Below are 23,849 nucleotides of genomic sequence, written 5' to 3'. Positions count from 1 at the left end.
GCCCCACGGCTTCGAGGAATCGCAACGTGCGCGACGTGATCGTCTTCTCCGGTTCGGCCCACCGCTCGCTGGCCCGTCAGATCTGTGAGCACCTGGGGGTTCCGCTCTCGGGTGTCGACATCGCACGCTTCAGCAACGACTGCCTCCAGGCCCAGTTGCTCGTCAACTGCCGCCAGCGCGACGTGTTCATCGTCCAGCCGCTCGTGCCGCCCACCCAGGAGCACCTCATGGAGCTCCTCATGATGATCGACGCCGCGCGCGGGGCCTCGGCCGCGCACGTCACCGCGGTCATCCCGCACTACTCCTACGCGCGCTCGGACAAGAAGGACGCCTCCCGCATCTCCCTCGGCGGCCGGCTCGTCGCCGACATGCTCGTCACCGCCGGCGCCGACCGCGTCATCACCATGGCGCTGCACGCGCCGCAGGTCCACGGGTTCTTCTCGGTCCCGGTCGACCACCTCACGGCCATCGGCGCCCTGGCCTCGCACTTCCGCGACCACGGCCGCGACCTCACCGACCACGTCGTCGTCTCCCCCGACCTGGGCAACGCCAAGACCGCCACCCTGTTCGCGCGGCTCCTCGGCCTGCCCGTGGCCGCCGGCAACAAGCAGCGCATGGCCGACGACCGCGTCGTCATCGACTCGATCGTCGGTGATGTCGAGAACAAGCGGGCGATCGTGCTCGACGACGAGATCGCCACGGGCGGCTCGATGATCGAACTGCTCGACAAGCTGGGCGAGGCCGGCTGCCCCGGTGCCGACGTGGCGTGCACGCACGGCCTGTTCGCCGGGCCCGCGGTCGAACGCCTCAACGCCCACTCGCTCATCACCGAGGTCGTCAGCACCGACACCGTGCCGGCACCCGTCGGTCTGCACAAGCACGTCGTCGTGTCGGTGGCCGAGCTGTTCGCCGAGGCCATCGCCCGCATCCACGTCGGCGAGTCCGTGAGCAGCCTCTTCGACGGCGTCGACCCCCGCCACGCTCCCCCGCAGCTCAGACTTCCCTTCTGATCCACCCGCCCGCACACCCCGAAGGAGCTCGATCCATGTCCCGCCACCCGTCCGCCTCCCCCTCAACACCGCTCGCGGTGGCGCTGGACGCGATCCTCATCGTCGTGTTCGCGGCGATCGGACGGGAGTCCCACGGCCAGGAGTGGACGGGGGCCATGGAGACGGCCACCCCTTCCTCCTCGGCGGTGTCGTGGGGTGGCTCATCTGGTGGGCCGTGCGCCGCAGCGCACCGACGGGTCTGGTCGGAGGCGTGGTCGTCTGGCTGTCCACGGTCGTCGTGGGCATGATCGTGCGTCAGCTCACCGATCAGGGCACGGCGACGGCGTTCGTCATCGTCAGCCTCGTCGTCACCGGGGTCCTGCTGCTCGGCTGGCGCGCCCTCGCCCTGCTCCTGGCCCGCCGTTCCCGCACCCGCTCCTGACACACCGACGCCGGGTCGGTGAGCAGATGCCCACCGACCCGGCGCGGAGTCGGCAACCCTGATCTCAGACGCGACGGAACAGCGCGGCCAGGGCCTGGCCACCGCCGATGCACATCGTGACGATCCCGGTCTCCAGGTCGTGCCTGGCCAGGTGCTTGGCCATGCGGACCGTGAGGATCGCCCCGGTGGCGCCCACGGGGTGACCCAGCGCGATGGCACCGCCGTAGGGGTTCGTCTTCTCGAGGTCCAGACCGGCGTCGCGGACCACGGCGACCGCCTGCGCGGCGAACGCCTCGTTGAGCTCGACGACGTCCACGGTCGACGGGCTGAGGCCCGTCTTCTCGAACAGCATCTTGAGCGCCGGCGTCGGGGCGTAGCCCATGACCTCGGGCTCCATCGCCGCCACGGTGACCGCTTCGAGGGCCACGAGCGGCTTCAGTCCTCGCTCCTTGGCCGTCGACTCGGTGGCGAGCACCACGGCGGCCGCGCCGTCGTTGATGCCCGAGGAGTTGCCCGCCGTGACACTGCCGTCCTTGGCGAACGCCGGACGCAGACCCGCGAGGATCTCCGCCGTCGTCTGCGGCTTGGGGTGCTCGTCCTTCTCGACGGTGACCGACTTACGGCCACCCGTCTCGACCGGGACGATCTCCTCGGCGAACGCCGCCTGAGCCTCCTCGCTGCCGGCCCGTTGCTGCGAGCGGAGCGCGAACTCGTCCTGCTCCTCGCGCGAGATGCCGTACTTCTTCGCGACGTTCTCGGCCGTGACGCCCATCCCGATCTCGTGGAAGGGATCGGTGAGCATGGCCATCGTGCCGTCCACCAGGCTGCGGTTGCCCAGCTTGTAGCCGTTGCGGGCACCGAAGTCGTAGTACGGCATCCGCGTCATGTTCTCGTCACCACCGGCGACGGTGAAGGACAGATCGTTCCACAGCATCTCCTGGGCCGCCGACCAGATGGCCTGCAGGCCACTGCCGCACAGCCGGTTGACCGTGTATCCCGGCGTCGACAGCGGCAATCCGGCCTCGACCGCGACACGACGTCCGTTGTAGGCGTCCGGGCCGACCTGTCCGATGCAGCCCATGACGACTTCTTCGATGTCGTCGGGTGCGACGCCTGCGCGGGAGAGCGCCTCGGTCACGGCCTTCGCGCCGAGTACGTGCGCGGGTACATCCTTGAACGCGCCGCCGAAGCTCCCCACCGGGGTACGAGCTCCGTCGACGACGACGATCCTCTCGGGCTTGTTCATGAGTGACCTTCCTCTCGAGGGGTATCCGAGGCCCACACTAGGCGCGTGAGGAAGGCGGTAGGGGCCGACGACTACAGGTAGTCCCCGCTCGCGATGACGTCTTCGACCGCCCGGGGCTCGGACCGCGCCGCGACCTGCCCTTCCTCACGGTTGGGCGTCAAACGTCTGATGTGGGCGACCTGCCCGCCCTTGTGTCCGGACACCCGCGCCCACTCGTCGGGGCTGGCGGTGTTGGGCAGGTCCTCGTTCTCGGCGAACTCGGCCAGCAGCGCATCGGCCAGGTGCCGCTGTGAGATCCCCGCTCGCCCCCGGCCAGCAGCTCCTTGATCGCCGCCCGCTTGGCGCGATCGACGATGTTCTGGATCATCGCGCCGGAGGCGAGGTCGGCGAAGTAGAGGATCTCGCTGCTGCCGTCGGTGCGGACGAGTTCGAGGTAGCGGTTCTGGGGCGTGCGCGCGAACATGCGGTGCACGACGTCGCCGATCAACGCCTCGACGGTGGCCTCCGGTGACCCGCCGTGCGCGGCCAGCGCCTCCTGCGCCAACGGCAGGTCGGGGGTGAGGTACTTGGCGAAGATGTCGCGGGCCCCGGTCTCGTCGGGGCGGTCGATGCGGATCTTGGCGTCCAGCCGGCCCGGCCGCAGGATGGCCGGGTCGATCATGTCCTCCCGGTTGCTGGCGCCGATGATGATCACGTTGTCGAGCCGCTCGACACCGTCGATCTCGGCGAGCAGCTGCGGCACGATCGTCGTCTCGACATCGCTGGACAGGCCGGAGCCGCGGGTGCGGAACAGCGAGTCCATCTCGTCGAAGAACACGACCACCGGTGCGCCGCCGGTGGCGTGCTCGCGCGCCCGCTGGAAGATCAACCGGATCTGACGCTCGGTCTCCCCGACGTACTTGTTGAGCAGCTCGGGGCCCTTGACGTTGAGGAAGTAGCTCGTCGGCTCCTCCCGCCCGGTCTCGGCGGCGCTCTGGCGCGCGAGCGAGGCGGCGACGGCCTTGGCGATGAGGGTCTTTCCGCATCCGGGTGGTCCGTAGAGCAGGACCCCCTTGGGCGGACGCAGGTGGTGCTCGCGGAACAGCTCGGGATGCAGGTACGGCAGCTCGACGGAGTCGCGGATCGCCTCGATCTGCCCCGAGAGGCCACCGATGTCCTCGTACGTGATGTCGGGGACCTCTTCCAGCACGAGGTCCTCGACCTCGGCCTTGGGGATGATCTCGTGCACGAATCCGGAGCGGGAGTCGAAGAGCACGCTGTCGCCGCCCCGCAGGACCTGACCGTGCAGCGGCTCGGCCAGGCGGGCGACGCGGTGGTCCTCGCCCTGCACCACGACCACGACGCGGTGATCGCCGAGCACCTCGTGCACGGACACCACCTGGCCGAGGTCCTCGTACTCCCCCACCCCGACGACGCACAGCGACTCGTTGAGGCGCACCTCGCGTCCGGGGGTCAACGCCTCGGCCTTCACCTCCGGCGACACGGTGACGAGCATCGCGCGTCCGCCGGTGAGGATGCGGACGGTCCCCTCACCGGCCGGGCGCAGCACGACGCCGTAGGTCGAGGGCGGCGTCGCCAGCGACTCCACCTGCGCCTTGAGACCGGTGAGCTGCTCACGCGCGTAGGCCAGGGTGCGGGTGAGTTCGTCGTTGCGCCTGGTCAGGGTGGTGACGGTGGCCTGCAACCGGGCTGCGCGGGCGGTCGGGTCGGTGGGCGGCTGGGTCAGGCCCTCACTCATCGCGCTCGTCCTCCTGCTGCGCCACCGTCGCGGCGCGACGCATCTTGCGGATCTTCTTCTCGCTGACCGGCCGCTCCCCCACGTCCTCGGGGTTCCACTCCTGCGTGGACAGCGCGGGGCTCTCGGCCCCGTCGCCGGCCTCGCCGTAGGCGCCCTTGGCCGGGCGACGCTTGCGCAGCGGCGGGGTGACCCCCGGCGCCAGGCGACGCGCCGTGACGAGAAAGCCCGTGTGCCCGTGCATGCGGTGCTCGGGACGCACCGCGAGCCCCTCGAGGTGCCAGCCCCGCACGAGGGACTCCCAGGCCGACGGCTCGGTGAACCCGCCGTGGTCACGCATGTCCTCGGCCACCCGCGAGAGCTGCGTGGCCGTGGCGACGTAGCAGATGAGCACCCCACCGGGGATGAGCGCGTCGGCCACGACGTCGAGACACTCCCACGGCGCGAGCATGTCGAGGACGACCCGGTCGACCGTGCCCCGTTCGACGGTCCGGGGCAACGCCTCGACGAGATCTCCGACCTCGACCCGCCAGGCCGGGTGCTCGGCGCCGAAGAAGTCCCGCACGTTGGCGCGGGCGATGTCGGCGAAGTCCTCACGACGCTCGAAGGAGTACAGGCGCCCGCCGTCGCCCACCGCACGCAGCAGCGACATCGACAGGGCCCCCGACCCGACTCCGGCCTCGACCACGCAGGCACCGGGGAAGATGTCGGCCATCTGCACGATCTGCCCGGAGTCCTTGGGGTAGACCACCGCCGCGCCGCGCGGCATCGACATGACGTAGTCGGCCAACAGGGGCCGCAGCAGGAGGTACTCGACCCCGGCGGTGTTGGTGACCGTCGACCCGTCCGGGGAGCCGATGATGTCGTCGTGCTGCAGGCTGCCGCGGTGGGTGAAGAACTGACCGCCGGCCACGAGGGTGATGGTGTGCAGGCGCCCCTTGGGGTCGGTCAACTGCACGCGGTCACCGGCCGCGAAGGGGCCACGGCGCAGCGTCGCACCGGTGGGCTGGGCGGATGCGTCGGTCATGGTCCCCGAGTCTAGGTCCTGCCACCGACAGCCCATCGGCGGCTCGTCAGCTCGCCGCGCCCGCGCGGGTCAGGGCGGCGCGGACCGCCGAGGCCGTCACGGCACCGACCGGTTCCTCACCCCGGCGGAGCACGACCATCGACACCGACCGTGCGTGCATGTGGTCGACGATCGCCGCCACCGAGGGCATCGTGTCGACGTCGACCGACCAACCCGGGGGCAGCGGGTCGGTGAACCGCCCCGCCGGAGTCCCAGCAGGCGTGCCCTCGTCCACCCCCGCCAGCAGACCCACGCCCTCGTCGGACTCCACCAGCACGACCGGGGTCAGGCCCGTGCGCGACCGCGTCTCCTCCACCCGGCGGGCCACCACGTCCAGGGAGTCCTGCTCGTGCACCACCAGGACCGGCGACATCACGCTCGGCAGATCGATCCGGTGATAGGCCCCCATGTCGCGGCCCGTGCGGACCGCCTGCGACGCGCCCGACCAGAGCATCGCCCCGATGAGTCCGGTCCAGGCCAAGATGAGGAAGGAGGGGCGGTCACCCGCCAGGAGCGGCGCGACGACGAGCCACCCGACGAGCGCGACGACGACCAGACGCCCGGCCCACCCGGACACGAGCATCCCCAGGTCGCGACGACCGGTCACCTGCCACACGAGGGCGTCGAGGAGGTGGCCGCCGTCGAGCGGGTGCCCCGGGACCAGGTTGAACGCCCCCACGATGCCGTTGGTGAGCACGAAGGCGATCCCCAGCAGCCGCGGAACCCCCTCGGGCAGCAGAGGGAGCAGGAACCACCCGGCGGCGGCCAGCGCGCCGTTGGCCAGCGGACCCACGACCGCGATCAACGCCGACCGCGCCGGCGTGAGCCGCGAGGCCTCATACGTGGTGTGCCCACCGAACCCGTCGATGACGATGTACCCGACCCGGGCCCCCATGGCACGCGCGCCCGCGGCGTGGGCGCCCTCGTGCGCGAGGACCGAGACCATGAGGAGCCCGGCGTACACCGCCGCGACGACGTACGCACCGAGCGCGCCCAGGCCCGGCACCGCCCGCGCGACCTGCGGCCCGAACGACACGACGATGACGATGACGAGGATCGGCCAGGTGGCGGACAGGTGGATCGGCACGCCGCCGGGTGCGCCCAGGCGCCACCCGCGAGGAGCGTCGATCGTCGTCATCGGTCGGACTCCTTCTACGGGCCGACGGGGCGCCGGTAGTGGTAGCGGTGGTGCAGTGCGAACCCCATGGTCTCGTAGAGCCGGCGCGCGGGCGCGTTGTCGGCCTCGACCTCGACCGCGGCGAACGACGCCGGTTCGACCCTCGGACCGGTCGTCGTGGTGGACATCGAGGTGGAGGTCGAGTTCGCGGTCGCCTCGGAGATCGCGGCCGACATCAGCCCGCGGGCGAGTCCGGCGCCCCGCGCCTCCGGCCGGACCTCGACGCAGGAGACGTGGGCCCATCGCCGACCGGTCCCGAGCCGCGCGCACGCGACACCCTGTGTGCCCGCACGGAGCAGGAGGTAGCGGGCGGGCGCGGCGGTGAGGACGGCGTACTCGACCTCCCCCGCCCGATCCCTGAGCGCCAGACGTCGAGCCAGTCCTCCTGCGGCGCCGCGTCCACCTCCAGGCGCACGTGCTCCGGCAGACCGGGGCCCGAAGAGAGACGGCGCAGGTCGCAGGCGAGGACGAGCGTCTCGTCGAAGGCCACCCACCCAGGGTCCTCGGCGCGCTCGGTCGGCCCGCCCAGGACGGACAGGTGGGGCAGCATCCCCCGCTCGGCGTACCACGCGCGGACGAGCTCGAGGGCCTCGCCGCGTGCGCAGCCCGGGTCGCCGTCGGTCAGGGCCGAGTTGGCGCGCTTGGTGAATCCCCCACCGGCGCGCAGCAGCCAGCCGCCCAACCGTGCCGTCTCGGTGCCGGGCCAGTGCGTGGCGAGCAGACGCGACACGTCCCCCGCGCTGCTCGAGGGCCGCACGGCGCGGGGCGGCACCTCACGCCACGCGACGACGTCGGCCCGGGGGACGACGATCGCCGGGCGATCCTCGGGCAGGATGCTCCAGGAGTCCTTCGTCTCCTCGAGCAGGTGGCCGACGACGTCGCCGACCTCACCGCCGGGGAGCCTGCGCCGCACCGAGACCCGCCGGAGGGCGGGACTCACGCCGCGGACAGCGTCCACAGATCCTCCGGGGTCACGCCCTCCAGGGTGCGCACCGTGGCCAGGCCGGGGGCGGCGGGGATCTCGACCAGATGCGGCACCGCGATCGTGCGGGCCCCCGAGGCCAGGGCGGCCCCCACCCCGGAACGGCTGTCCTCGATGGCCACGCACTCGCCCGCGGGGACGCCGAGTTCGTCGATGGCCCGCAGGTAGGACTCCGGGTGGGGCTTGCCCTCGGTGACGGTGTCGCCGGTGACCACGGAGCCGAAGGTGTCCTCCGGCAACGCCTCCAGCAGCACGTCGACCATCGGCCGCCACGACATCGTGACCAGGGCACACGGCACACCGGCCGCACGCAGGGCGGTGAGCAGGGGTAGGCCCCCGGACGCCACGGCAACCGCTCCCGCATGAGGTCGATGACGCCGCTCTGCATCCGCAGCGTGATCTCGCGTTCGGGCAGCGTGACCGGGCTGTGGGCGCGGATGTACTGCGCCGACACCTCCAGGGGGTTGCCGACCAACGCCAGCGCGTTCTCCTTGGTCCACACCCCGCCGTAGGACTCGACCAGGGCGCGCTCGTTGCGCTCCCAGTACGGCTCGGTGTCGATGAGGGTGCCGTCCATGTCCCACAGGACCGCGGCGGGCAGTCGCGTTCCGTCGGTCATACTCACACCTTGAAGTAGGAGGCCGCGGGGTGGTGCACCACCAGGGCGTCGGTCGACTGCTCCGGGTGAAGCTGCAACTCCTCGGACAGCTCCACGCCGATGCGTTCGGGCTCGAGCAGACGCACGAGCGTCGCGCGGTCCTCCAGCTCCGGGCAGGCCGGGTAGCCGAAGGAGTACCGGCAACCGCGGAACTTGACGTCGAGGATCTCGTCGAGGCCGAGCGAGTCCGGATCGCCGATCCCCAGCTCGTCGCGCACCCGGGCGTGCCACATCTCGGCCAGCGCCTCGGTGAGCTGCACCGACAGCCCGTGCAGTTCGAGGTAGTCGCGGTAGGCGTTCTCGGCGTAGAGACCGGCCGTCACCTCGCTGACGTGCGCGCCCATCGTCACGAGCTGGAAGGCGATGACGTCGGGAACCCCGTCGGCCTCGTACGCCTCCTGGTCCTTGAAGAAGTCCGCCAGGTCGAGCCGGCGGTCGCGCGTCTGCCGCGGGAACGTGAACCGCGCGCGTTCCTCACCCTTGGTGTGGCTGACCTCGGCGCCGTCGACCGTGTGCGTCCCGTCCTCGTGCCAGAGGACGACGAGGTCGTTGCCGGTGCTGTAGCACGGGAAGTAGCCGTAGACGACGGCCGGCTGCATGATCTCCTCGGTCTTGATGCGGTCCAGCCACATCCGCAACCGCGGGCGTCCCTCGGTCTCGACGAGCTCGTCGTACCCGGGCCCCTCGGCGCCACGCGTGGGCTTGAGGCCCCACTGGCCGAGGAACGTCGCGCGCTCGTCGAGGTAGGCCGCGTAGTCGGACAGGGCGATGCCCTTGACGATGCGGGTCCCCCAGAACGGCGGCGTCGGCACCGTCTCCAGACGCGCCACCTCCGAGCGGGTGGTGTCGGTGGTGTCAGGACCGTCGCCCGAGTCGCTCGGACGAGCCCGCACCCGCCGCTTGCGCAGCTCGGGCAGGGCCTCGGCCAGGTCGAGCGAGGGGTCGTTCTTGGCCGCCGCGATGGCATCCATGAGACGCAGGCCCTCGAAGGCGTCACGGGCGTAACGCACGTGGCCGTCGTAGATCTCGGCGAGGTCCTGCTCGACGTAGGCGCGCGTCAGGGCCGCACCGCCGAGCAGCACCGGCCACTTCTCGGCCAGACCCCGCTTGTTGAACTCCTCGAGGTTGTCCTTCATGACGACGGTGGACTTGACCAGGAGACCACTCATGCCGACCGCGTCGACACCGTGATCCTGCGCGGCGTCGATGATCTCGTTGACCGTCTTCTTGATGCCGATGTTGACGACGTCGTAGCCGTTGTTGGACAGGATGATGTCGACGAGGTTCTTGCCGATGTCGTGCACATCGCCCTTGACCGTGGCGAGCAGCACCTTGGCCTTGGCCTGGCGGGCACCCCCGCCCTCGGCGTTGACCTGCTCCTCGATGACCGGTTCGAGGTGGGCGACGGCGGCCTTCATCGTCTCGGCGCTCTGCAGCACGAACGGCAGCTGCATGGTGCCCGCACCGAAGCGGTCGCCGACGACCTTCATGCCCGCGAGCAGGTGGTCGTTGATGATCTGCAGGGCGGGGGTGCCGGCCGCGACCGCCTCGTCGAGGTCGACGTCCAGGCCCTGACGCTCACCGTCGATGATGCGCTGGGAGAGCCGCTCCTCCAGCGGGAGGGCCTTGAGCTCCTCGGCCTTGGAGGCCTTGAGCGAGGCGGAGTCGACGCCCTCGAACAGCTCGAGCATGCGCTGCAGCGGGTCGTAGGTGCACTCGCTCTCGCCGGGCTCGCCGGCCCACTCACGCCGGTCGTGCACGAGGTCGAGGGCGACCTTGTACTGGTCCTCCCCGATGCGCGCGATCGGCAGGATCTTGGCCGCGTTGACGATGGCGCTGCTCAGCCCCGCCTTGACGCACTCGTCGAGGAACACCGAGTTGAGCACGACGCGGGCGGCCGGTTTGAGACCGAAGCTGACGTTGGAGACGCCGAGCGTGGTCTGCACCCCGGGGTAACGCGTCGTGATCTCGCGGATGGCCTCGATGGTCTCGATGCCGTCGCGCCGCGTCTCCTCCTGACCGGTGGCGATGGGGAAGGTGAGGGCGTCGACGATGATGTCCTCCACCCGCATCCCCCACTCACCGGTGAGGGCCTCGATGAGTCGGGAGGCGACCTCGACCTTGTGCTCGCGGCTGCGCGCCTGCCCGTTCTCGTCGATGGTCAGGGCCACCACGGCCGAGCCGTGCTCCTTGACCAGCGCCATCATGCGCGCGAAGCGCGACTCGGGGCCGTCGCCGTCCTCGTAGTTGACCGAGTTGATGACCGCGCGTCCGCCCATGCGCTCCAGGCCGGCCTCGACCACTGCGGGCTCGGTGGAGTCGAGCACGAGGGGCAGCGTGCTGTTGGTGGCCAGGCGGCTGACGAGTTCGCTCATGTCGCCCGCGCCGTCGCGACCCACGTAGTCGACGCACACGTCGAGCAGGTGAGAACCCTCGCGCGTCTGGATCTTGGCGATCTCGACGCACTGGTCCCAGTCCTGCGCGAGCATCGCCTCGCGGAACGCCTTGGAGCCGTTGGCGTTGGTGCGCTCGCCGATGGCGAGGAAGCTCGCGTCCTGCCGGAACGGCACCGCCGTGTAGAGGAGGCCACGCCGGCCTCGGGCGTGGGCCGGCGCGGCGTGACGGGCATGCCGCCGACCGCCTCGACGACCGCGGCCAGGTGCTCGGGGGTGGTGCCGCAGCAGCCGCCGACGAGCGAGAGCCCGTAGTCCTTGACGAACGTCGTGTGCGCCTCGGCCAACTCGGCCGGGGAGAGCGGGTAGACCGCGCCGTCCTTGCCCAGCTGCGGCAGACCCGCGTTGGGAAGGCAGCCCACCGCGATCGTCGCGTTCTGGGAGAGGTGCCGCAGGTGCTCGCTCATCTCGGCCGGGCCGGTGGCACAGTTGAGCGAGATCATGTCGATGCCGAGCGGCTCGAGGGCCGTGAGCGCGGCGGCGATCTCGGTGCCCATGAGCATCGTGCCCGTGGTCTCCACGGTGACCGACACGATGATCGGCACGTCCTCGCCCAGCTCGGTGAGGGCCCGCTTGGACCCGACGACCGCGGCCTTGGCCTGCAGCACGTCCTGACACGTCTCGATGAGCAGCGCGTCCGCGCCGCCGTTGACCAGGCCGCGGGCGCACTTCTCGTAGGCGTCGCGCAGATCGGCGTAGGGGGCGTGGAGCAGCGAGGGCAGCTTGGTGCCGGGACCCATCGACCCCAGGACGAACCGCGGCTTGTCCTCCGTGGAGTAGCCGTCGGCGGCCTCCCGCGCGATCCGGGCACCGGCCTCGGCCAACTCCTCGATGCGCTCGGGGATGTCGTACTCGGCCAGGTTGGGCAGATTGGCGCCGAAGGTGTTGGTCTCGATCGCGTCGACACCCACCGCGAGGTACTCCTCGTGCACGGCTCGCACGATGTCGGGGCGGGTGACGTTGAGGATCTCGTTGCAGCCCTCGAGCTGTTGGAAGTCCTCCATCGACGGGTCTGCCGCCTGGAGCATGGTGCCCATCGCGCCGTCGGCGACGATCACGCGTTGGGACAGGAGTGCACGGAACTGATCGGAGCGGCTGCTCACAGGTGGGACCTCACGTCGGTGTTGCGGCCGAAGCACGGCCGGGTTGCGAATCGACCCCATGCTAGTTCCCTGCGCCGACAACCCCCCGACGCCCCGTAGTCTGGACCGATGAGCGAAGTGAGCCGCGCATGATCGAGGTCGAGGACATTCCCGAGCTGCGTCGCCCGATCGTCGTCGCGGCGTTCGAGGGATGGAACGACGCGGGTGAGGCCGCCTCGTCGGTGATCGGACACCTGGCGGAGGCGTGGGGAGCCGAGCCGGTGGCCGCCGTGGACCCCGAGGACTACTACGACTTCCAGGTCAACCGCCCCCACGTCGCCTTCCACGAGGGCACGCGACGCATCACCTGGCCGACGACCCGCGTCCTGCTGGCCACCGAGACGGGTTTCGGTCGCGACGTGCTCCTCATCGAGGGCATCGAACCCTCCCAGCGGTGGCGTTCCTTCGTCGTCGAACTCCTCACCCTCGCGCACGAGGTCGGCGCCGAGATGCTCGTGTGCCTGGGGGCGCTGCTGGCCGACGTGCCGCACACGCGTCCGTGCCCGGTCTTCACCACGGCCGAGGACCCCGAGCTCCTCGAGCGCCACGACCTCGAACCCAACACCTACGAGGGCCACACCGGCATCGTCGGCGTGCTGGCCGACGCCGCGGCGCAGTCGGACCTGCCGTGCGTCTCCATCTGGGTCTCCGTGCCGCACTACGCGGGCGGGCACAACTCCCCCAAGGCGACGCTGGCCCTGCTCGGTCGCCTCGAGGAGATCCTCGACGTGCCGCTGCCGCAGGGAGAACTCGACGACCTGGCCCGCGCGTGGGAGCGCGGCGTCGACGAGCTGGCCGGCTCCGACGACGAGATCGCCGAGTACGTGCAGGCGCTGGAGTCCGCGCAGGACACCGCCGATCGCCCGGAGGCCTCCGGCGACGCCATCGCCCGCGAGTTCGAGCGGTACCTGCGACGCCGCGGGGACGAACCCCAGGGCTGATCTCGGCTCGACCTCAGAGGCGGACGCCCAGCAGTGTTCCGACGATGTCGGCCAGCGGAGCCTCGCCCAGGTCCGCCGGGTCGGCGCCCTGCTCGACCCAGGCGTCGATCGCGGCCAACGCGGCCGGGGTGTCGAGGTCGTCGGCCAGGTGCGTCCGCACGGTGGCCAGCAGCCCCGTGGCCGTTCCGAGACCGCCCACGACCTCCCGGGTGCGCACGTCGGCCCACCGCCACCGGGCCAGGCGTTCGCGAGCCGCCTCGAAGCCCTCGTCGGTCCAGTCCCACGGGGTGCGGTAGTGGTGGGCCAGCAGGAGCAGGCGGATGGCGGCGGGGTCCTCGCCCTCGGCGCGCAGCCGCGAGACGAGCACGAGGTTGCCCTTGGACTTGCTCATCTTCTCGCCGTCCAACCCCACCATGGCCTGGTGCAGGTAGGCGTCGGCGAACGCCCCCTCGCCGTAGAGCGCCGACACCTGGACCGCGCTCATCTCGTGGTGGGGGAACACGAGGTCGGTGCCGCCGCACTGCACCGTGAAGTGGGTGCCGAGGTACCGCGTCGCGATCGTCGAGCACTCGATGTGCCACCCGGGGCGTCCCTCGGGCAGGCCCGGGACCTGCCAGGACGGCTCCCCTCGCGGGCCGCGCGCCAGAGCAGCGGGTCGAGATGGTCGCGTTTGCCGACGCGGTCGGGATCGCCACCGCGGTCGGCGAAGACCTCATCCATCTGCTCTCGGGTGAAGCGGCTGGAGCGACCGAAGTCCTCGCGCTGCCCGAGGTCGAGGTAGACGTCGTCCTGTCCCTCGCCGGAGTCGTCGGCCACACCGATGCGGTAGGCCGCGCCGGACTCCAGCAGCGCCACGACGTCGCGGCCGATGAGGTCGACGCTCTCGACGACACCGACGAAGTGGTCCGGGGGATGACCGACAGCGCCGTCATGTCGTCGCGGAAGAGCTGGATCTCCGAGGCCGCCAGATCACGCCAGTCCACACCGTCACGCTTCGCGCGTTCCAGCAGCGGATCGTCGACGTCGGTGACGTTCTGGACGAAACGCACCTCCGCGCCGGCGTCGAGCAGCGCCCGGTTGAGCAGATCGACCGTCACGTAGGTGGCCGCGTGGCCCATGTGCGTCGCGTCGTAGGGGGTGATCCCGCACACGTACACGCCGGCCGAGCCGCCGTCGACGCGGAGCCGCCGACGACTGTCCGTCTGCGTGTCGTGGATGGTCGGGATCTCCCCCTCGCCGGGTAGGGGGACACGGTCGGGTGCGGGCCAGGCGATCACGGCGTGATCGTAGTCGGCACCACCGACCACCTCAGAGAGCGGGCCACGGGACGGACGGCCAGCCCGGTTGGGGCGTCGGGTGACGCCCGGTCTCGACGAGCCTGTCGACGCGCCGCGTCAGCGCGCCGAGCTCCTGCGTCGTGAGGAGGTCGCCGAGTTCGTCGATGAGCTCCTCGCCGCGCAGGGCCTCGGCCAGGCGGTGGATCCGTTCCAGGTCGGCCGGCGGCAGCGGCTCCCCGGCCCACCCCCACAGGACCGTCCGCAGCTTCGGCTGCTCGTGCAGGCACAACCCCTGGTCGATGCCCCACAGGTGCCCCTCGGGGGATCGCAGCAGGTGGGAGCCCTTGCGGTCGCTGTTGTTGAGCACGGCGTCGAGCACGGCGACCGACCGCAACTCACCGGAGTCCGCGTGCGCCAACACCACCTCGCGCCCGTCGGACAACTCCCCCGTGAACACGGGCAGCCACGGCGGTCTCAACTCCGCCGGCGGAGCCAGGACGAACAACGTCCGCGCCGCCTGACCGTCGCCGTCGTCGCCGACATCGCTGTCGTCCAGGTCGCCGAGCTCGACGAGGTCGTCGCTCGGGTCGGTCTCCTCACCCGTGAGCAACGCGTCGGGATCGGTGACCCAGAACTGCACCGACCCGGGCCCGAGCGGCCCGTCGTGCAACACCGTCGGCGGGACGATGCCGAACCCGGCGGCCTGGTCGAGCAGGAACGAGGCCCGCTCGCGGTGGGCCAGGCAACCCGTCGGAAAGTCCCACAGCGGCCGCTCGCCGCGGATCGGCTTGTAGATCACCGGGGTGTCGCCCGTGGTGGCGAAGAACGCGACGTTCGAGGCGTCGAGCAACCGTCCGACGACCTCGACGCCGTGGTCCGCGACGGTGGAGGCCAGCTCGTCCGCCGTGACCGGCGTCACCGCTTGTAGCCGTTGGCCCGGGGACACACGTGTCCGGCCGGGTCCAGCGGGGAGCCGCAGAACGGGCAGGGCGGCCGGCCCGCGGCCACGACCCGGGCGCTGCGGTCGGCGAAGGCGCGGGCGGCGGCGATGTCCAGGCTGACCCGCAGGCAGGCGACGTCGATGTCGGCCAGGTCGGTGTCCTCGTCGACCTCCTCGCCGATGGGCACCAGGTGCAGGACCATGCGGCGCGTGGCGGGGTCCCAGTCGAGGCGCATGGTGCCGACCGTGAACTCCTCCTCCAGCGGCATGTCCAGAGGAGCGTTGTCCGGGATCAGCTCGATGCCGACGTCGGGCGCATACTCCTCCAGCAGATCCACGACCCGTTCCGCGAGGATCCCCACCTGCGCCTTCTCCAGGGCGACCGAGGTCACCCGTCCACCGCCGCTGGCCTGCAGGTAGAACTGTCGCTGGCCGGGAGGGCCGACGGTCCCGGCGACGAAGCGCTCCGGGGGTCGTAGTCGATGACGGCCATAGGACCACCGTAAACCGTACGGCTGGCCTACCTGCTCAGACCCCGCCGCCGACGACCCCGGCGCCGCCCTCGGACGCCTCCGATGTCGCGGGCGGGGCCGCCAGGCCACCGAGATCCTCTCCCGTGTCGTTGCACCGCAGGAGGTAGGGGCGCGCGGCGGTGTACCGGACGACGCTGAGGGAGGCCGGGCCGACCGTGAAGCGTTGGAAGAGATCGAGATGGGTCCCGGCCGCGTCGGCGAGGATCGCCTTGATGACGTCGCCGTGGGAGACCGCGACCCAGAGGGCCGACGGTCCGTGGTCGGCCTCGACCCTGGCATCGATGCCCCGCATCGCGGCGACCGCCCGGTCGGCCATCTGACGGATCGACTCGTGCCGATACTCCGACGAGGCCGGGAAGGTGGCCGCGCCGGGCTGGTGCTGGACCGTCCGCCAGAGGGGATCCTCGGCCAGTTCCGAGAGCGGCCGCCCGGTCCAGGCGCCGTACCGGCACTCCCCCAGGTCGTCGCACTCGGTGACCGGCACCTCGCTCCACGCGCCGCGGCGTAGCTCGTCGGTGGTCTGCAGGCACCGGGTCAGGGGGCTCGAGACGATCTCCACGACCGGGAGGGACGCCACGCGAGCGGCCAGGGCTGCGGCCTGCTCCCGGCCGGTGTCGTCGAGGTCGACCCCGGAACTCCATCCGGCGAGGATCCCGGTGGCGTTGGCCGTCGTACGGCCATGGCGGACGAGCAGAGCAGTGGCCACGACAGCCAGCGTATCGGCCGGGTTCCGTTCAGGCGGCGTCAGTGTCGGCCGCGTCGTGGGCTGCGGCGAACGCCGCGATCACGGAGGTCGGCGGGTGGACCTCGTCTCCGTGCGCGAGGACACCCACTCCGGCGGCCCCTGCCTGCGCGTAGGCCCGCACTCGGCCGGTGAGCGCTTCGGACCCACCGGTGAAGCACGTCGCCTCGACGAACGCGTCGGGCACGTTGCGCGTGGCCTCAGCGAGATCCCCACGGGCGTAGGCGGACTCGACATCCGCTTGGAGCCCTGCGTAGTCACGACGGGCGATGAGGAGTGCGGTCGCGTGACCGGCGACGCCCGGGACCGCGAGGCGCTCGGCGACGACGGGTCGCAGCGTGTCGAGTGCCCCCTGGCCCACGGCCAGGTCGAGCCACACCTCGATCTGCGGCGGCGCCTCACGACGGGCCAGAGCCGCGGTGATCTCCGCGGTCAGAGCGACCGACGCCCCTCGCAGGACGAGCCGGTCGACGTGTTCGGCCGCCAGGGTGGCCGTCGACACCTCGGCGACGGCCGCCGTCGGCGGGATCCCCGCCCGCCGGACCAGGGTCGACAGCTCGGCCAGATGCCCCGACCAGCTCGGACGCGCCGAACCCGCCAGGGTCGTCGGTAGCGCGAACGCGAGGCCGACCCGCCCCGGCGCGAGGAGGGACAGCGTCGACAGCGTCTCCTCGAGGTGATCCACGCTGCGGCTGTTCAGCGGAACGAGCCCCGCGCCGAGCCCGATCGTGGCCGTGGTCGCCGCGAGGGCCGCGAGGCGTGGCGTTGCCGTGGCGGTCGTGCGCTCCCCGACCCAGACGGCGTCGAACCCGCGCGTGATCGCCTCGGCGGTCAGGGCGATGTCGTCGGAGGGGGTGGCCCCGTGAGGCAGGATCAGCGCGCGACGCAGCGTCGGCATCTACCTGCTCGGACGAGCGAAGCGGTCGCGCCCGTCGTCCGGCGAGTCGTCGTCGGAGTCGTCGTCCGATTCGTCGTCGTCATCATCGTCGTCCGAGTCGTCATCGTCGTCGTCATCATCGTCGAAGTCGTCGTCGTCGAAGTCGTCGTCGTCGAACTCGTCGTCGGTGAAGATCTCCAGCGGCGTGACCTCCTCGAACGCGTCCATGAGGGCGTCCTCGTAGGCGTCGAACGCCTCGGCGACGGCCTGATAGGCGGCGACCACGGCCGGATCGTTCTCCCCGCGGCGCGACGATGCCGCCTCGAGATGCCGTTCGAGGGCAGTGACGAAGGTGACCAGGGCGGCCCGGGGGTCAGCACTCATGTCTCGACGCTACCCCCTCAGGTGCCTTCTCGGCAGGTCGAATCTCCGGATGTCTCGCGCAATGGGGACAACGGCTCCCGCGGCGGGCGGTGCCGGGTGATGCGAACGCCGGATACGCCGCCGCACCGGGGCGGATGCGACACTGGAGTCGATGGTCGAGTACGAATACCGCGTCATGACGTTGCCCCCGCGACTGCAGCGCGGCGAGATCCGGGCACTGCTCTCCGCAGAGGCGGAGTACGGGCAGTGGGAGTTGGCGCGGCATCGCGTCTATCTGGGTGGACGGCGACGGATCTGGTTGCGGCGCAAGATCATCCGCGTGCCCCGACCGTGATCGGCGGTACGGGGTCCACCGGCGAGCGAGGCACGGTGTACAGCGGCCGCAGGAACGACGAAGGGCCCTCACGAAGAGGGCCCTTGCTGTCTGTGTCCGGAGGGGGACTTGAACCCCCACGCCCGATAAAGGGCACTAGCACCTCAAGCTAGCGCGTCTGCCATTCCGCCACCCGGACGAGGTGTGCGCGGGAACCTGTTCCGGCCTCGCGCGACCTCCGGAACATTAGCACGGGGCTACGGTTCGACGCGAAACGCCTCCGGCTCCACGGCGGTGGCCGCGGCGCGTGCGTCCCGGTGCTGATCCCGGATCGCGCGCAGCTGACCCATCGTCTTGGGATCGATCTCGTGGGCGCGGGGATCGTCGATGAGGCTGTTGACGATGAGCGTGTAGGTGCGGGCGTCCATGCCGAGATGGTCCGCGGCGTCGTCGAGCTTCATCGACACCGCCGACGGCCCCGGCCCCCAACGGCGCTCGATCTCGATCACCGCGATGTCACGCTCGCTCAGACCCGAGCGTCGGTACGGTCGTCGCATCAGAATCCTTTCAACCGGTCGATGGCCCCATCGGCCACCCACCTGTCGTGCTGAGCCGCCCGAGGACCACGAACGGCCCGCAGACCCCTCCCCTAGAGTGAGACCGGCCCGAGGCTCGGGCCCTTGCGACAGCAGGAGGGGAACACATGAAGCTCGTCGTCACCGGGGGGCCGGGTACATCGGATCGGTCGTCACGTCCCAACTCGTCGAGGCGGGGCACGACGTCACCGTCGTCGACGATCTGTCGACCGGGCACGCGGACGCCGTCCCCGACGGCGCGACGCTGGTCGAGTGCCGCATCCACGACGCCGGGGAGATCCTCGCCGGCGGAGACTTCGACGGCGTCCTGCACTTCGCGGCCAAGTCGCTCGTGGGCGAGTCGGTGGCCAAGCCCGAGATCTACTGGGAGAACAACGTCGTCGGCTCGTTCCGACTCTTCGACGCGGTCCGTGCCGCGGGCATCCCGCGTGTCGTCTTCTCCTCGACGGCGGCCGTCTACGGCGAGCCCGAGGTCTCCCCATCACCGAGGACGTCACGCCCTCCCCCATCAACCCCTACGGCCACTCCAAGCTGGCCGTCGACATGCTGCTCACCGGCTACGCGAAGGCCCACGGGATCGGCGCCACGTCGCTGCGCTACTTCAACGTCGGCGGCGCGCGCGAGCGGTTCGGCGAACGCCACGCCGTGGAGACCCACCTCATCCCCAACGTGCTCATGGTGCCGGCCGGTGGACGGCAGGCGATGTCGATCTTCGGGGACGACTACCCGACCGCCGACGGCACCGCCGTGCGGGACTACCTGCACGTCGTCGACCTCGGACGGGCGCACCTGCTCGCCCTCGAGAGCTCCGTCCCGGACGAGCACCGCGTCTTCAACCTCGGCAGCGGAACGGGCTACTCCGTCACCCAGGTCCTCGACGCCTGCCGCGAGGTCACCGGACACGCCATCCCCGCCCAGGTCGAGCCCCGCCGCCCAGGTGACCCGGCGACCCTCGTCGCGTCCTCCGCACGGGCCGCGACCGAGCTGGGCTGGCGCCCGGAGCTGTCCCTGCACGACATCGTCGCCGACGCCTGGCGGTTCATGCAGAGCCACGCCTGATCAGCCCGCCGACACACGCGAAGGCCCCGGACCAGCAGGTCCGGGGCCTTCGTCGATCGTTCAGAGATCAGCGACGCTTCTCGTCATCGCGGATGACGTCACCGTCACGCTCGACCTCGACCTGCTCCTTGCGGACCTCGCCGGAGACGCGCTCGGTGTCGCGGTGGGTCTCGGTGTCGAGACCGATGCGCTCCTTGGCGACGGTCTCCTTCTCGACCACGGGGCGCTCCTCGTGAAGGTCGACAGCGATCTCCTCGTCGCCGCCGATACGGCCACCGACCTCGCCGTCACGAACCGGCTCGCGGGTGACCTGCACCTCTTCGCGCTCGACCGGGACCTCGACGGTCTCACGCTCGGTCACGACGTGCTTGCGCAGGCGGACACGACCGGTCTGGACGCGCTCCTTGCCGACGTGGAGCTCCTCCTCGCGGCGCACCATCGAGTCGTCGCCCTCACGCAGGTTGCGGTCGCGGTCGCCGTCGAGGTCACGATCGCGGTCCAGGTTGCGGTCGCGGTCGACGTCCACATCACGGCGGTCGTGGTCACGAGCACCCGCGACTCCACCGGCAGCACCGGCGGTACCGGCGGCGGCGACACCGGCGTCGTCACGACGCACGTCGGTCGTGCCGTCACCGATGTTGTAGTAGCGGTAGAGCTCGTCCTCTTCCTGCTCCGAGATGTGGTGGTCCGCGTCCATGTTCGGCGCGTCCTTGATGAAGTCCTTGGTGTACGGCACACGGATGTCACCGTTGTCCTGCGTCGCGCGCTCGAACGGGACGAAGGTCTCCTTGGTGCCGAACAGACCCGTCTTGACCGTCACCCAGGTGGGACGGTTGGTCTGGTCGTCCAGGTAGATCTGGCCGACAGAACCGACCTTGTCACCGTTCTCGTCGATGACGTTGGCGTTGTGGAGGCGGTTGATGTCGTCGTGCGTCATGTCGTTGTCGACCATCTGGTCTTCCTCTCGTAGTCGGGCCCCGGCCTCGCGCTTGCAAGGCCACGACCCGCGTCGGGCTTACCGGCGCTGTCGCGATCGAGGACGTTCTCTGCCCTCACCCCGATCTCTCCCTCGTGGGGAAAGCGGCCGAGCTTGCGTACGGGAGCCCATTGCCCGGACTCCGCGGCGAGCAAACGTCTCGAACGAAACTTCTTCGGAGCCGTGTCGGAAGGCCTTGAGGCGCAGTCGATTCCGCCCTGATAATCGCCACAGCGCCCCTGGTCGGCCCACGAGTGTTGTCACGGACGACGATAGATGAGCAACGGGAGCACTCCCCGTGCGCCGTGCGATCTGAGCAGCGATGCGGCCACCGTCACCACCCATCCGGTCGACGTCGAGTCCACGACGAGCAGCACCTGGCGTCCGGCCAACCGCTGCGCCTCGGCCTCCGGCACGTCGAGGCGGCGTGCCCACATCGCCGCCTCCGCCCCGCCTCCGGCCTCGGACTCGCCCGTCGCCTCGTTCGGCGCGAGCGTCAGGCCCGCCCGGTCGAGCCGTCCCACCGCGGCCAGGTGTTCGGCCAGTGACTCGGTCACCCGGGGATGTCCCTCGGCGTCGAGCGCGACGACCACCTCCGGACGCGTCTCCCACGAGCCCTTCCAGTCCGCGAGCACCGAGACGGCGTGGTCGAGCAGGACCTGCGAGGTCTCGTCGCGCGCGAACTCCTGCAGGTAGCCCCGCCATTCGGGTGCGTCCGCGTGGATGAGAACGCGCCCGGGCGCGGCCGCCTCCCCGGCCGGGATGCGACCCCGGCGCCCGAACGGAGCCCCAGGCCACATCTTGCGCGGCTCGAGCTCGTGGAACCGGGTGCGCAACTGCGCCCCCACACGCATGACGAGGTCGGGTGCGGGCTGTTCGGACAACCCGTCCGGCAGGCGCCCCAGGCACACCGAGCACCGCCCGCACGGCTGTGCGGCCGGGTCGTCGAGGGAGCGCTGCAGCAGGGCCATGAGACAGTCACGGCCCGCGATGTAGTCGCGCATGATGTCGGCCTCGCGGCGGCGGACCGCCACGATCCCGTCGTAGTGGGCCGCGTCGTACTCCCACGGACGATCGGTGCGCACCCAGCCGCCCTCGACCCGCTCCACGCACCCGTCGACCGCGAGCTGCTTGGTGAGCAGTTCGACCCGCCCCCGCCGCACCCCGGTCTGCGCCTCCAGCGCGACGACGCTGAGCGCCTCCGGTGCCGCGGCCTCGAGCGTGGAGAGGATGGCCCGGACCTGTTCGGGGTCGGGCAGGGTGGCTGTGGCGAAGTGCTCCCAGATGCCCTCGTCACCGCGGGAGGGCAGCAGCGCGACGAGGGCGTGGTCGATGCCTCGCCCGGCACGACCGACCTGCTGGTAGTACGAGACCGGTGAGGGCGGCGAGCCGACGTGCACGACGAAACCGAGATCGGGCTTGTCGAAGCCCATGCCCAGGGCCGAGGTCGCGACCAGCGCCTTGACCCGGTTGCCGCGGAGGTCCTGCTCGAGCCTCGCGCGCTCCTGCGGCGTGAGCCTGCCGGTGTACGCGGCCACGGGGACGTCGGGCAGCTCGCGCCTCACCGCCTCGGCCAGGCGTTCGGCGTCGGCCACCGTGAGGGCGTACACGATCCCCGACCCGGGCAGCGTCCTCAGGTGCTCGATCACCCAGGCGTAACGGGCCAGGGGGTCGAGCTCGGGCAGGACGACGAGCTGCAGGCTCGAGCGCGCGAGCGGGCCACGCAACACGAGGGTGGCCGGCCCGAGCTGCCGGGCGATGTCCTCGGTGACGCGGGCGTTGGCCGTGGCCGTCGTGGCCAGGACGGGACAGTCGGGATCGAGATCGCGCCAGGTGTCGGCGACGCGGCGGTAGTCGGGACGGAAGTCGTGGCCCCAGTCGGACACGGAGTGGGCCTCGTCGACCACCAGCAACCCGAGCCGACCGCGCAGGCCCTCGAGGACGCGGCGACCGAACCCCGGGTTGGCGAGCCGCTCGGGTGAGACGAGCAGGACGTCGACCTCGTCGGCGCGGATGCTCGCCTCGATCTCACCCCAGGCGTCGAGATTGCCCGAGTTGACGGTGACCGCCACGAGACCCGCCCGCTCCGCCGCCGCCACCTGGTCGGCCATCAGGGAGAGCAGCGGCGAGACGACGAGCGTCGGACCGGCGCCGGCCGCACGACGCAGGGCCGTGGCGGCCCAGTACACCGCCGACTTGCCCCATCCCGTGGCTTGGACGACCAGCGCCCGCGCCCCGGGCCTGGTCAGCGCGGCCACCGCGGTCTCCTGATCGGGCCGCAGCCGGGCCTGCGGACCGGCCAGCCGGGTGATGACCCCTGCGGCGATCCGCTCCTGCTCCTGCGTCAACCCCGACCGAGCCTCGGACGGCTCGGGCGACCCGGCCCGTGCAGCCGTGCCGGAGTCGTCGAGGACGGGTGAGGACGTGTCGCTGCTGCTGCTCATGCCCCGACCCTAGGGGTGGGCACCGACAGCCCTTCGACGGCGCGGACCGGTGCCCCGCCTCGCGTCAGGGCTCGGGGGTCTCCTCCAGGTCCCCCGCCACCGACTTACCCTCGCGCAGTCGCTTCTCCCGCCGCGCCCGGATGTCCTCCAGGTCGAGGGCGGTGGCCTCCTCCAGCGTCGGGGCCGTCCCACCCAGACGGGCCGGGATGAAGGCGCGGTCCCCCCAGGGCACGGTGGGGTAGGCGTCCTGCGCGGCGTGCAGCATCGTCGTCATGCGCGACCGGAGCTCGGCCATGGCGGCCTCGGTGTCGGCCCGCCGCTCGACGACCATGGGCTCCCCCACGTCGATCGAGATCGGGGTGTTCGTCCGGCCGAGCCGCTTGGGGTGCCCCTTGGTCCACACCCGCTGGCTGCCCCACAGCACCACGGGGATCAGCGGCACCCTCGCCGCCTGGGCCATGCGGATCGCGCCCGACTTGAACTCCTTGAGCTCGAACGAGCGGGAGATCGTCGCCTCCGGGAACACGCCGATCAACTCGCCCGCCTTGAGTGCGGTCAGGGCGGCCCGGAACGAGGCCGAGCCGCTCTCGCGGTCGACGGGGATGTGCTTCATCCCGCGCATGAGCGGGCCGGCCACGGGGTGGTCGAAGATCGTGTCCTTGCACATGAAGCGGATGACCCGACCGGCCGGACGCGCCGCCAGGCCGGCGTAGGCGAAGTCGAGGTAGGACAGGTGGTTCATGACCACGACACCGCCACCGGTGGTGGGGAAGTGCTCGGTCCCCGACAGCCGGAAGCGCAGGCCCTCGGCGGCGAACAAGGTGCGGGCGACCCCGATGACGGGCGTGTAGACCGGTTCCATGGGCACACCGTAGCC

At 71.2% G+C, this 23,849-nt stretch carries 19 protein-coding genes, 1 tRNA gene and 5 pseudogenes; 6 read left to right on the top strand and 19 right to left on the bottom strand.

Annotation, left to right across the window (positions count from 1 at the left end):
• Positions 1-26: 26 nt before the first annotated feature.
• Positions 27-1,010 (top strand): ribose-phosphate diphosphokinase, encoded by a 984-nt coding sequence (locus QQK49_RS07860; RefSeq protein ID WP_284303455.1) that lies wholly within the window; start codon positions 27-29, stop codon positions 1,008-1,010.
• A 142-nt stretch (positions 1,011-1,152) separates the two neighbouring features.
• Positions 1,153-1,431, top strand: a complete 279-nt coding sequence (locus QQK49_RS07850) for a DUF3054 family protein (protein ID WP_348536130.1) — start codon at positions 1,153-1,155, stop codon at positions 1,429-1,431.
• A 64-nt stretch (positions 1,432-1,495) separates the two neighbouring features.
• Here QQK49_RS07850 and QQK49_RS07845 read toward each other — a convergent pair whose 3' ends face one another.
• The 7 genes and pseudogenes from QQK49_RS07845 to QQK49_RS07815 form a co-directional block, all read right to left on the bottom strand.
• Positions 1,496-2,677, bottom strand: a complete 1,182-nt coding sequence (locus QQK49_RS07845) for a thiolase family protein (protein WP_284303452.1) — start codon at positions 2,675-2,677, stop codon at positions 1,496-1,498.
• 71 nt (positions 2,678-2,748) lie between these two features.
• A pseudogene (gene arc, locus QQK49_RS07840) lies at positions 2,749-4,415 on the bottom strand (proteasome ATPase).
• On the bottom strand, positions 4,408-5,439 hold the full coding sequence (locus tag QQK49_RS07835) for a tRNA (adenine-N1)-methyltransferase (RefSeq protein WP_284303451.1): 1,032 nt from the start codon (positions 5,437-5,439) through the stop codon (positions 4,408-4,410). The pseudogene arc and the gene QQK49_RS07835 overlap by 8 nt, the downstream one beginning before the upstream one ends.
• 46 nt (positions 5,440-5,485) lie before the next feature.
• Positions 5,486-6,616 carry a site-2 protease family protein gene (locus tag QQK49_RS07830; protein WP_284303450.1) on the bottom strand — a complete coding sequence of 377 codons (1,131 nt, stop codon included), beginning with the start codon at positions 6,614-6,616 and terminating at the stop codon, positions 5,486-5,488.
• Positions 6,617-6,630: 14 nt separating this feature from the next.
• Entirely contained in the window at positions 6,631-6,954 is a 324-nt protein-coding gene (locus QQK49_RS23195) for a GNAT family N-acetyltransferase (protein ID WP_431310577.1), read from the bottom strand.
• A 71-nt stretch (positions 6,955-7,025) separates the two neighbouring features.
• Positions 7,026-7,385: pseudogene (locus QQK49_RS23190) on the bottom strand (GNAT family N-acetyltransferase, cg3035/Rv0428c family); the annotation flags it as partial.
• Between the two features lie 206 nt (positions 7,386-7,591).
• The gene (locus QQK49_RS07815; protein WP_284303447.1) at positions 7,592-7,984 is read right to left on the bottom strand and encodes an HAD family hydrolase; all 393 of its coding nucleotides are present in this window, start codon (positions 7,982-7,984) and stop codon (positions 7,592-7,594) included.
• Between the two features lie 24 nt (positions 7,985-8,008).
• On the opposite strand from QQK49_RS07815, the gene QQK49_RS07810 reads away from it, so the two are divergent.
• Entirely contained in the window at positions 8,009-8,149 is a 141-nt protein-coding gene (locus tag QQK49_RS07810; protein WP_284303446.1) for a hypothetical protein, read from the top strand.
• A gap of 109 nt (positions 8,150-8,258) precedes the next feature.
• Here QQK49_RS07810 and metH read toward each other — a convergent pair.
• Positions 8,259-11,911 (bottom strand): annotated as a pseudogene (metH, locus tag QQK49_RS07805) (methionine synthase).
• 68 nt (positions 11,912-11,979) lie between these two features.
• Between metH and QQK49_RS07800 the strand changes: the two are divergent.
• Entirely contained in the window at positions 11,980-12,831 is an 852-nt protein-coding gene (locus QQK49_RS07800) for a PAC2 family protein (protein WP_284303445.1), read from the top strand.
• 13 nt (positions 12,832-12,844) lie between these two features.
• Here QQK49_RS07800 and mshC read toward each other — a convergent pair.
• From mshC to QQK49_RS07770, 6 genes and pseudogenes are all read right to left on the bottom strand, one after another.
• Positions 12,845-14,108, bottom strand: a pseudogene (mshC, locus tag QQK49_RS07795) (cysteine--1-D-myo-inosityl 2-amino-2-deoxy-alpha-D-glucopyranoside ligase).
• A gap of 31 nt (positions 14,109-14,139) precedes the next feature.
• Entirely contained in the window at positions 14,140-15,027 is an 888-nt protein-coding gene (locus QQK49_RS07790) for an SCO1664 family protein (RefSeq protein WP_284303444.1), read from the bottom strand.
• Positions 15,024-15,650 carry a DUF3090 family protein gene (locus QQK49_RS07785; protein ID WP_348536128.1) on the bottom strand — a complete coding sequence of 209 codons (627 nt, stop codon included), beginning with the start codon at positions 15,648-15,650 and terminating at the stop codon, positions 15,024-15,026. Before QQK49_RS07785 ends, QQK49_RS07790 begins: the two co-directional genes overlap by 4 nt.
• Positions 15,577-16,287 carry an MSMEG_4193 family putative phosphomutase gene (locus tag QQK49_RS07780; RefSeq protein ID WP_284303443.1) on the bottom strand — a complete coding sequence of 237 codons (711 nt, stop codon included), beginning with the start codon at positions 16,285-16,287 and terminating at the stop codon, positions 15,577-15,579. The genes QQK49_RS07785 and QQK49_RS07780 overlap by 74 nt, the downstream gene beginning before the upstream one ends.
• A 28-nt stretch (positions 16,288-16,315) precedes the next feature.
• Complete coding sequence (locus QQK49_RS07775; protein WP_284303442.1) at positions 16,316-17,221, bottom strand: LLM class flavin-dependent oxidoreductase; 906 nt, start codon at positions 17,219-17,221, stop codon at positions 16,316-16,318.
• On the bottom strand, positions 17,222-17,584 hold the full coding sequence (locus QQK49_RS07770) for a primosomal protein (protein WP_284303440.1): 363 nt from the start codon (positions 17,582-17,584) through the stop codon (positions 17,222-17,224).
• Positions 17,585-17,735: 151 nt separating this feature from the next.
• Here QQK49_RS07770 and QQK49_RS07765 point away from each other — a divergent pair, with 151 nt between their 5' ends.
• Positions 17,736-17,918: a DUF5703 family protein gene (locus QQK49_RS07765; RefSeq protein WP_284303439.1), complete on the top strand. Its 183-nt coding sequence runs from the start codon at positions 17,736-17,738 to the stop codon at positions 17,916-17,918.
• A gap of 93 nt (positions 17,919-18,011) precedes the next feature.
• Here the strand turns inward: QQK49_RS07765 and QQK49_RS07760 are convergent.
• Together QQK49_RS07760 and QQK49_RS07755 are read right to left on the bottom strand one after the other, a co-directional pair.
• Positions 18,012-18,096 (bottom strand) — tRNA-Leu (locus QQK49_RS07760).
• 58 nt (positions 18,097-18,154) lie between these two features.
• Positions 18,155-18,454, bottom strand: coding sequence for a DUF3263 domain-containing protein (locus QQK49_RS07755; RefSeq protein ID WP_284303438.1), 300 nt, complete (start codon positions 18,452-18,454; stop codon positions 18,155-18,157).
• Here QQK49_RS07755 and galE point away from each other — a divergent pair.
• A pseudogene (gene galE, locus QQK49_RS23185) lies at positions 18,411-19,552 on the top strand (UDP-glucose 4-epimerase GalE). The gene QQK49_RS07755 and the pseudogene galE sit on opposite strands and share 44 nt — an antisense overlap.
• A 67-nt stretch (positions 19,553-19,619) precedes the next feature.
• On the opposite strand, the gene QQK49_RS07740 reads toward galE, so the two are convergent.
• The 3 genes from QQK49_RS07740 to QQK49_RS07730 all read right to left on the bottom strand — a co-directional run bounded on the left by QQK49_RS07740 (position 19,620) and on the right by QQK49_RS07730 (position 23,834).
• Complete coding sequence (locus QQK49_RS07740; protein ID WP_284303437.1) at positions 19,620-20,504, bottom strand: PRC and DUF2382 domain-containing protein; 885 nt, start codon at positions 20,502-20,504, stop codon at positions 19,620-19,622.
• 284 nt (positions 20,505-20,788) lie between these two features.
• Positions 20,789-22,972, bottom strand: coding sequence for a RecQ family ATP-dependent DNA helicase (locus tag QQK49_RS07735; RefSeq protein ID WP_284303436.1), 2,184 nt, complete (start codon positions 22,970-22,972; stop codon positions 20,789-20,791).
• 64 nt (positions 22,973-23,036) lie between these two features.
• Positions 23,037-23,834 carry a lysophospholipid acyltransferase family protein gene (locus tag QQK49_RS07730; protein WP_284303435.1) on the bottom strand — a complete coding sequence of 266 codons (798 nt, stop codon included), beginning with the start codon at positions 23,832-23,834 and terminating at the stop codon, positions 23,037-23,039.
• Positions 23,835-23,849: the final 15 nt, after the last annotated feature.

It is taken from the genome of Mobilicoccus caccae (genome assembly GCF_030161635.1).
Lineage (GTDB): Bacteria > Actinomycetota > Actinomycetes > Actinomycetales > Dermatophilaceae > Mobilicoccus > Mobilicoccus caccae.
The sequence above is the reverse complement of the archived record's forward strand: the minus strand, read 5'-3'. Positions and strand labels throughout refer to the sequence as shown.

Coding starts and splice junctions, on each gene's coding strand:
- QQK49_RS07845 (WP_284303452.1), bottom strand. CDS start 2,677: ATGAACAAGCCCGAGAGGATCGTCGTCGTCGACGGAGCTCGTACCCCG.
- QQK49_RS07835 (WP_284303451.1), bottom strand. CDS start 5,439: ATGACCGACGCATCCGCCCAGCCCACCGGTGCGACGCTGCGCCGTGGC.
- QQK49_RS07830 (WP_284303450.1), bottom strand. CDS start 6,616: ATGACGACGATCGACGCTCCTCGCGGGTGGCGCCTGGGCGCACCCGGC.
- QQK49_RS07810 (WP_284303446.1), top strand. CDS start 8,009: ATGACGCCGCTCTGCATCCGCAGCGTGATCTCGCGTTCGGGCAGCGTG.
- QQK49_RS07800 (WP_284303445.1), top strand. CDS start 11,980: ATGATCGAGGTCGAGGACATTCCCGAGCTGCGTCGCCCGATCGTCGTC.
- QQK49_RS07775 (WP_284303442.1), bottom strand. CDS start 17,221: ATGCCGACGCTGCGTCGCGCGCTGATCCTGCCTCACGGGGCCACCCCC.
- QQK49_RS07770 (WP_284303440.1), bottom strand. CDS start 17,584: ATGAGTGCTGACCCCCGGGCCGCCCTGGTCACCTTCGTCACTGCCCTC.
- QQK49_RS07765 (WP_284303439.1), top strand. CDS start 17,736: ATGGTCGAGTACGAATACCGCGTCATGACGTTGCCCCCGCGACTGCAG.
- QQK49_RS07755 (WP_284303438.1), bottom strand. CDS start 18,454: ATGCGACGACCGTACCGACGCTCGGGTCTGAGCGAGCGTGACATCGCG.
- QQK49_RS07740 (WP_284303437.1), bottom strand. CDS start 20,504: ATGGTCGACAACGACATGACGCACGACGACATCAACCGCCTCCACAAC.
- QQK49_RS07735 (WP_284303436.1), bottom strand. CDS start 22,972: ATGAGCAGCAGCAGCGACACGTCCTCACCCGTCCTCGACGACTCCGGC.
- QQK49_RS07730 (WP_284303435.1), bottom strand. CDS start 23,834: ATGGAACCGGTCTACACGCCCGTCATCGGGGTCGCCCGCACCTTGTTC.